The following is a 7,246-nucleotide window of genomic DNA, read 5'->3' as shown; positions in this document are numbered from 1 at the left end:
AATAGAAATATTACTGAACAGATTACTGTAATTGTGAAGTTACAGTGGGTATACTAGTGAAGGGGCATGACTGGTCATGACTATAACTAAATACCTCTCTTGACTTGGAATTTTAAAGAATTTCAAGTCAGGAGGGAGGGATGCCAAATTCTGCTAACAATCCTAATCAGACTATCATAAAAACAAAAAACAATACTATATAACAATATTAAAAATAGGAGTATAATAAATGAATAAAGATATAAAACAATTACTCAGGACAGTTCAGGAACATACTAGAGCTATTAGAGAGTTCAAGTATAAAGTGAGTATGAAATACAATAATGCAACCAATGAAGATACAAGTAGTAGAATAATTGAAAAAGTACATAGTATAGAGGTATTATATGAGAAGTTTGAAGAGGATTACTATTGGCTAAATGCTACAGGAGAAGATAATGATTTATTAGTAGATTTAAGAAATAGTATAGATGAGTTTCACAAAGAAATCTTGTCTTTAAAATAAAGAGGAGGCTACAGAGTAGATGAAAAGTTTAGCAGAGAATTTGTATTTAAAAACTATACTCAAAGGGTTAGAATTATTAGGGGTAATATTTGCAATTATATTAGTATTAAGGGGCTTATTTAAGAAATAGATACATAAGGAGATTGATTAATGGAAGAAAGCATTTTAAAGGATATAAAGAGAATAGATGAAAAATTAAACTCAACATGCTATCATTTCTATGAGGCTGAAAATTTACAAAAAGAATTAGTTGCCAAATATAGAGGTGATATAGATCATATAGAAAAAGATTTAGATTATGAGGATATTGCATTTGATATGTATGGAAATAGGTTTGAGACCCCTGCAGATTATAGAAGTAATTTAAACAATATAAAAGCTAAATTAGAATGGCATTTAGCAAAGCTAAGAGATGAAAAAAAACAGCCAAAAGAACAACCAGTACCAAATGTTAGCTTTGTAACTAATAATAACAATCACAACCATAGTGATAATCACAGTAGCAATACTAACAGCAATAATCTTTCAAATAATAATAACAACAGTAATACTGTAGATGTAAAATTATTATTTGAAGAGGCTAGAAATGTAATTGAGGATGATATTAGCCTAGGGGAAGAAGAGTTACAAGAAATATTAGCTAAAATTAATGAACTAGAACAATTAAATAACTCTGATGAAAAGCCAAGGGAGAAATGGGAAAAGGCAAAAGGAGCAATGACTTGGTTGTTTACAAAAGGTCCTAAAGTTGCAACAACTATTTTACCATTAATAACAGAAGTAATTAAGTTAAACAACTAAAGCCTTAAATTTAAACTTGTTTACTTTTTAACTATTAACTTTATTTACAAAAACATAGTTTAAATTGGTTTTTTCAGCTGTACTATAATATATAGAAAGACAACAGTAATATAAACAGTATAAAATAGCAGCTAAATAAGAGAATGATAAATTTGATAAAACAATTAATAAAAAGTTGTTTGTCAAAGACAAAAGCCTTTAGGCTCAGGAAAGGATAAGTCTATTCAAAGTCTAGTAAAGAAAATAGGCTAAAGCCTAATATTGTATTAAAATACAATATCTATATTAGAAATTAATACATAAACAAACTTTAAATATTAAAACAGTATTACATAAATATAAGTAAATGGAACAGCTACAGGGATTTAATCAAATTGGAACAATTATTCAGTTTGTATTAGTTTCTTGTAGCTGTTTTTTATGTCTATTTTATTGTTACAAATATTGATACATAAGTACCTACTATATATCTGTATCTATTATTTATATATAGATAGTTCTTATGTTACAAACTTTAATACATAATAATTTAAACTTGTATAAGTTTTTACTAGATGGTAAAATGTGTAAAAAATGATGAAAGAGGTAAAAATATGAGTAAAAAAATACTTGTAGCAAAAGACACTAAGTTAGGAAATCTAAATGATTACATAAAGTTAATATCAACATTAACAGAAGAATTTAATTTAAATGCTGTTGCAATAAAAGAAATTAACTCTGATAGTAGAGATATGTTTGTTGAATTTTATGAGGCATTTGGTGCTATGGAATTAGATTACAATTATGATTATAATGAATTATATATTAATGTAGATTGTAATGAAAAAGATATGGAAATGGTCAATAAAATTATATCAAGAACTAAAGAATTAGTTGCTGATAAGAATGATATACAAGTAACAGAGAAACAAAGAGAGGCAATAAATAATATATTAGATATAGTAAAATCAAAATAGAGAACATAGGCACTTACTCAGGTAAGTGTCTTTTTTGTATGACTCCAAAAATCTAAAAAAGTGCAACTAAATGCAACCTGATAAAATATTTCACTTTGTTAAGATAGAGTAAATTCAATGCCTATATGGGATTTTTTAAAAGGCTATGTTGCAACTTTAAAAAATGTAATTTTATATATAAATAAAACAATATCAATTCTGTAACTAGAAAACCCACATATTGTAAATATATAATAGTATTATGACAAAATAAGCCAAGGAGGAAAAGGAATGGGATTATTACAAAAATATAATGTTAATATTGCTATGATTGAAGGTATAAATGTTGGTTTAGAACAGTATGGTGGTGTGTATAGAGTACAAACAGTATCTATAGATTGGAATACACAAAGCAATAAGTTAGATGAGATATCATATAATATAAATAATGATTTAGCAAATCAGGGAAATTTAAAAACTGAATGTGAAATGGAAGATTTTTTAATTGGAGAATTAGGACTTACTTCAGCTGATTTAATAAATTTTGTATAAATATAAATAGATAATGAAGACACTTATTTAGGTAGGTGTCTTTTTTAATTTAATAAAGTTGTAATGATAAAAACACAATAATGACTTTATTAAGTTAAGTTTAATAACAAATTACCTTATTATTTTTTAAAATTAAAAACCTTATATAATTAAGTTGATAAGATGAGATTGCTAAAAGGGTTGAAAATACTGTATTTATTTAAAGACTACCCAAAATACATATTTAAGGTATAGTTAAAAGGTAGGGGTAGTGTAAAGTTTTAATAGCCTTTACCATTTAATAAAAATAATGGGTAATGTTATTTCTAAATAGTGGGGTGCTTAAAAAGGTAATGGATACCCTATTTATATAAGGCTCTGAGAGCATCTTACAGCTTATGTAATAGAGAATAAGATTAATACATTAAATATTACAAATAACAAGCTAATAATGGCTATAAATAGGTTATAATAATATGCTGTTAAGTATATGTATAACAGTATGTAGAGAATTTGATTAAGTACAAATACAATAGCTAAATGTACATCTATAAACTCATGACAATACTTACTATCAGTTAAATGTACAATAAAAGGTATGTTAGTTATGTGTACATATATCTATACATAGATGCATTGGAATAGCTACATATATATCTATTGATTAGATTATTTTTATTAAAATATTTTTGTACAAAAAAGCAATTGTTTAATTGTACAAATAATTATACAAATTTATTTATAAATAAAAATCAATGAACATAACAAGACCCCTACACATGGGGGAGGGGGTGGCTGACAGCCTCAGTCTAGTGTATTGAAAATATATAAAATAATTTTGAGTTTTGGGATTATATATGGACTTTTATCAAACATTTATAAATCTTCATTACTTGTTTAATGTAATAGCTATTTAATTGTGTTTTATATTTGCAATTAACTTAGCTAATTAAATATAGTTAGGAGATATAACAGTATGGCAATAAAGAAAAAAGAAATAAAAGGAGATGCATTAAACAAGACTATAGATTTAATAGATAAAATGTATGCTAACCTAGATCAGTATGAGAAAGAAAATATACAGAAACCTCTAGAAGATTTAGAAGAGCTTAGAGCTGAGCAAGAGTACTTAAAAGTTAATGGTAATAAAATAGATGTCCATACAGGATATGATACATATTTGAGAAATCAAGAAAGAATAAAAGTGTTACCAAACTTAATAATTGATACTCAGAGAGCTATCAATACAGCTAGAGAGCAGAAAGAAACTATAGAGAATGACTTAGCAATATCTGTGTATAAAGAAATAAAAGAGGATTTATATGCAGAATTTGAGCATAACATGACACAGTATAAAAATGATTTATTTGATGGGCTATTAAAAGTTGCTCAAACTTGTAATGATATGAATACTTTAAGTCAGGAATACAATGAGGCTATAGAGCCAATAAAGTGGAAAAAGGGAGTGTATCTGACAATAGACAGTACTGGAACTATAGATGAAATAGCTCAAGTGTTTGATATATCTAAGTTTGGAGGATTTGATTTAGGTAGAAAGATAAAGATACCTGAAAATATACAGGAATTAAAGAAGGAATTTCAGAACTAATTAAATAATTAGACTTTGAGCAGAGATATAAGAATGAACCATTTAATCAATGTATAGATGCATTGAAATCAGGTTTCATGCAAAACTATGATTTTAGGAGGTTATAAAAATAAATATAAATAGAGAAATAGATAGGGAGGGCTTATGCTCTCCTTTATTTTTTTATATAAAAATATTCTACAAAGAATCTACAAATGTAGTAAAATTATATTAGTAGAAAAATGGTAGAGAAACTGTTGAATATGAGGAGAGGATTAAATGGAGCAACTAACAAAGGGTGAGTTTATAGAGTTAGATATAGAGAAGAAGATACAATATTTAAATGATAGGCTCTCACAGGGGCAAACAGTTATCAGGATTAGAGAAGATTTAGGCATTGGAGAGAAAACCTTACAGAAGATTATGAAGGAGAATGGTTATAAATATAATCAGAAAGAAAGACTCTACAAAAAGTCTACAGATGTAGAAAAAATAGTGAGTAGTTCAGAAAAATCTCCTGATAAAGAAATCTACAAAAGTTCTATTCCTGTAGAAAGGCATACAAATGGATCAAATCCTGAGGTAGAGTCTAAAATCTACAATAGTAGAGAGATTGTAGTAGATAAAGAGAAATTCAATCTGATGCTAAAATCTTATAAAAAAGTAGAGCAAATGGCTGAGAAATTGGATGCAGTTTATAGATGGTATGAGAAGGAACATGAGGTAATAGATGTTACTCCTAAGGAATTAAAGATAGACAAGTTTGAGGGAGAGGCAGTATCAAGAGCATATAAATTCTATCCTGATATACAAAAGGATTTTATAGAGTTTTGTGATAAACATAAGCAATATAAAAAACAGGATATAATATGCCAAGCATTAAAAGAATTTATGGAAAAATACAAAAATAGTAAAGGATAAAATAAAAATGAAACAAATTATAAATTTTATTATGAGTGATAAGGGGTATATAACAGTAGTATTTGTAATACTTGTGATAGCATTTTTTATTAGCAAAAAAAATCTGTATGATGAAAAAGATAAGGGTGGAAGTAGTTTAAAGATTACACTAACAATGTTTATTTTACTTATGGTTGGAGTAGCTGGGTATATAATTTCATTTGGTACTAATATAACTGATGCAAATAAACTTTCTACAATAGCATCTTTTACAGCACCATTTATTGCATTTAGTGGAGCATATTTAATATTTGAATTTGGTCAGAAAAAAGCTGATAGAGAGAAGGAAATAGATAATGATAAAAAATTAGAGCATAAAAAAAAGATGCTTTTTACTTTATTAGAATTTTCATATATTCAAACAAGGATACCAAGTGAAAATATAAAACAAGTTTATAAAGATGATTATAAAAAAATACCATGTGAAGGGAAAGGATTTGCAGTTAATAAGTATAAACTTACAGGAGAGATAATGACTGATTTTGATAAGATGTTGAGAGTAAAGCCTTGCAAAGACACAGAGTACTTTGATGATTTTTTAGATTGGGTGAGTGATAAACTTGTAGAAGATATGAAGGATACTAATATATATAAAAGAGTAATTTATATTGAAAATTGGTATGATTATCTTGATTGTATTGATAATGCTGAGGATATAAACTCAATAGTATTTTGGATCACTATGATTAAAAGTAGTAATAACAGTATAAAGGTATATCAATTTCTTTCAAACAGGGATAATATAGACTCTTTAATAAAGAAGTATTATCCTAAAGTTATTGATGAAGGATTAAGAGGAAAGTTAAGAAAAGTTGATTTATAGTTTAATGATTGTAAAATCAAGTGGTACAAATATATGGATGATTATTTGAAAAGTCTTAGAATGGCATATAGTAGGTCATAATTTTTAGTTTTTTAAATAATGTACAAATAAAGTTAGTATTTACTGTACATACTGAAAATACTGAGATTTATAGAAAAAAAAGCTTGCTTTATGTAGAAATTAATAGTATTATTTTACTTATAAAAACTAAATAAAAAAAAGCCTTAACTACAGTCCAAGTTAGATGGTGGTACATCTATCAAGGATTAAACCTACATGTGGTGGTACACAGTGTATGAGTTAGTAATTAAAGCCTTTGTTTACATATGTTATTAATATATAATAGATTATATTAAAAAATAGCATATCTGTAAAGATAGAATTTAAAAAATGTTACATAGATAGTATATACCTCAAATTGAGCAATATACTTAAAGTGTAAATAAACTAATGAAATTATAGCCTGTTTTCCAACACAAATGGAGGACAGGCTTTTTTAATGTAGAGAAACTACCTGAGGAGTAATAAAGCCCCTATACCATAGCTAAAGGGCTTGAGGCAATGGAAGCATTGATAGTATGCTTGATAATTACTATTAGCTTATAACATAGTTAAAAGGCTTGATACCATGTGAGGATTAAACCTATCCTGGATAATTAGGTAGAGCTACTAATCAGGAATACATAGATAGAGATGGATTGTAAGTTGAAACATATTTAAAAACTAAATTAAGAAAATTTTACAGTTAACTGTAAGAGTGTAGAAAGAAAACCACTATAAAATAAATGGCTCATTTCAGAGAAAATTAACAAGTAACATTGTTATAATAGTTGTATGATATGAGAGATGTCCCTGAAAAAGGTTGGGCATAGTGGGTTTGGTTGATCCTGGTAGGTTGGCACCAGGTTAGAACCCACAGAGAACTCATTACAAGGATAACATGTGTTGCAGAAATGCAGAGGGAGAATCTGAAATCTTGATAAAGGCACTAATGAGCAAGTTGTAATAGAAATATTACTGAACAGATTACTGTAATTGTGAAGTTACAGTGGGTATACTAGTGAAGGGGCATGACTGGTCATGACTATAACTAAATACCTCTC

General features: G+C 27.2%; 7 protein-coding genes. All 7 read left to right on the top strand.

The features are described from left to right. Positions 1–229 precede the first annotated feature (229 nt). The 7 genes from ABFX13_RS14300 to ABFX13_RS14270 all read left to right on the top strand — a co-directional run bounded on the left by ABFX13_RS14300 (position 230) and on the right by ABFX13_RS14270 (position 6,143). Positions 230–505 carry a hypothetical protein gene (locus ABFX13_RS14300; protein WP_346047158.1) on the top strand — a complete coding sequence of 92 codons (276 nt, stop codon included), beginning with the start codon at positions 230–232 and terminating at the stop codon, positions 503–505. A 150-nt stretch (positions 506–655) separates the two neighbouring features. Then, positions 656–1,306, top strand: a complete 651-nt coding sequence (locus ABFX13_RS14295) for a hypothetical protein (RefSeq protein ID WP_346047156.1) — start codon at positions 656–658, stop codon at positions 1,304–1,306. 593 nt (positions 1,307–1,899) lie between these two features. Beyond that, positions 1,900–2,262 (top strand): hypothetical protein, encoded by a 363-nt coding sequence (locus tag ABFX13_RS14290; protein WP_346047154.1) that lies wholly within the window; start codon positions 1,900–1,902, stop codon positions 2,260–2,262. Between the two features lie 270 nt (positions 2,263–2,532). Next, positions 2,533–2,793 carry a hypothetical protein gene (locus ABFX13_RS14285; protein WP_346047152.1) on the top strand — a complete coding sequence of 87 codons (261 nt, stop codon included), beginning with the start codon at positions 2,533–2,535 and terminating at the stop codon, positions 2,791–2,793. A 955-nt stretch (positions 2,794–3,748) separates the two neighbouring features. Then, complete coding sequence (locus ABFX13_RS14280) at positions 3,749–4,381, top strand: hypothetical protein (protein ID WP_346047150.1); 633 nt, start codon at positions 3,749–3,751, stop codon at positions 4,379–4,381. 258 nt (positions 4,382–4,639) lie between these two features. Continuing rightward, entirely contained in the window at positions 4,640–5,281 is a 642-nt protein-coding gene (locus ABFX13_RS14275; RefSeq protein ID WP_346047148.1) for a hypothetical protein, read from the top strand. A gap of 7 nt (positions 5,282–5,288) precedes the next feature. After that, entirely contained in the window at positions 5,289–6,143 is an 855-nt protein-coding gene (locus ABFX13_RS14270) for a hypothetical protein (protein ID WP_346047146.1), read from the top strand. Positions 6,144–7,246 lie beyond the last annotated feature (1,103 nt).

It is taken from the genome of Paraclostridium tenue, assembly GCF_039521565.1.
GTDB classification, from domain to species: Bacteria; Bacillota; Clostridia; order Peptostreptococcales; family Peptostreptococcaceae; genus Paraclostridium; species Paraclostridium tenue.
Note: the sequence above shows the minus strand (reverse complement) of the source record. Positions and strands in the feature narration are given on the sequence as shown.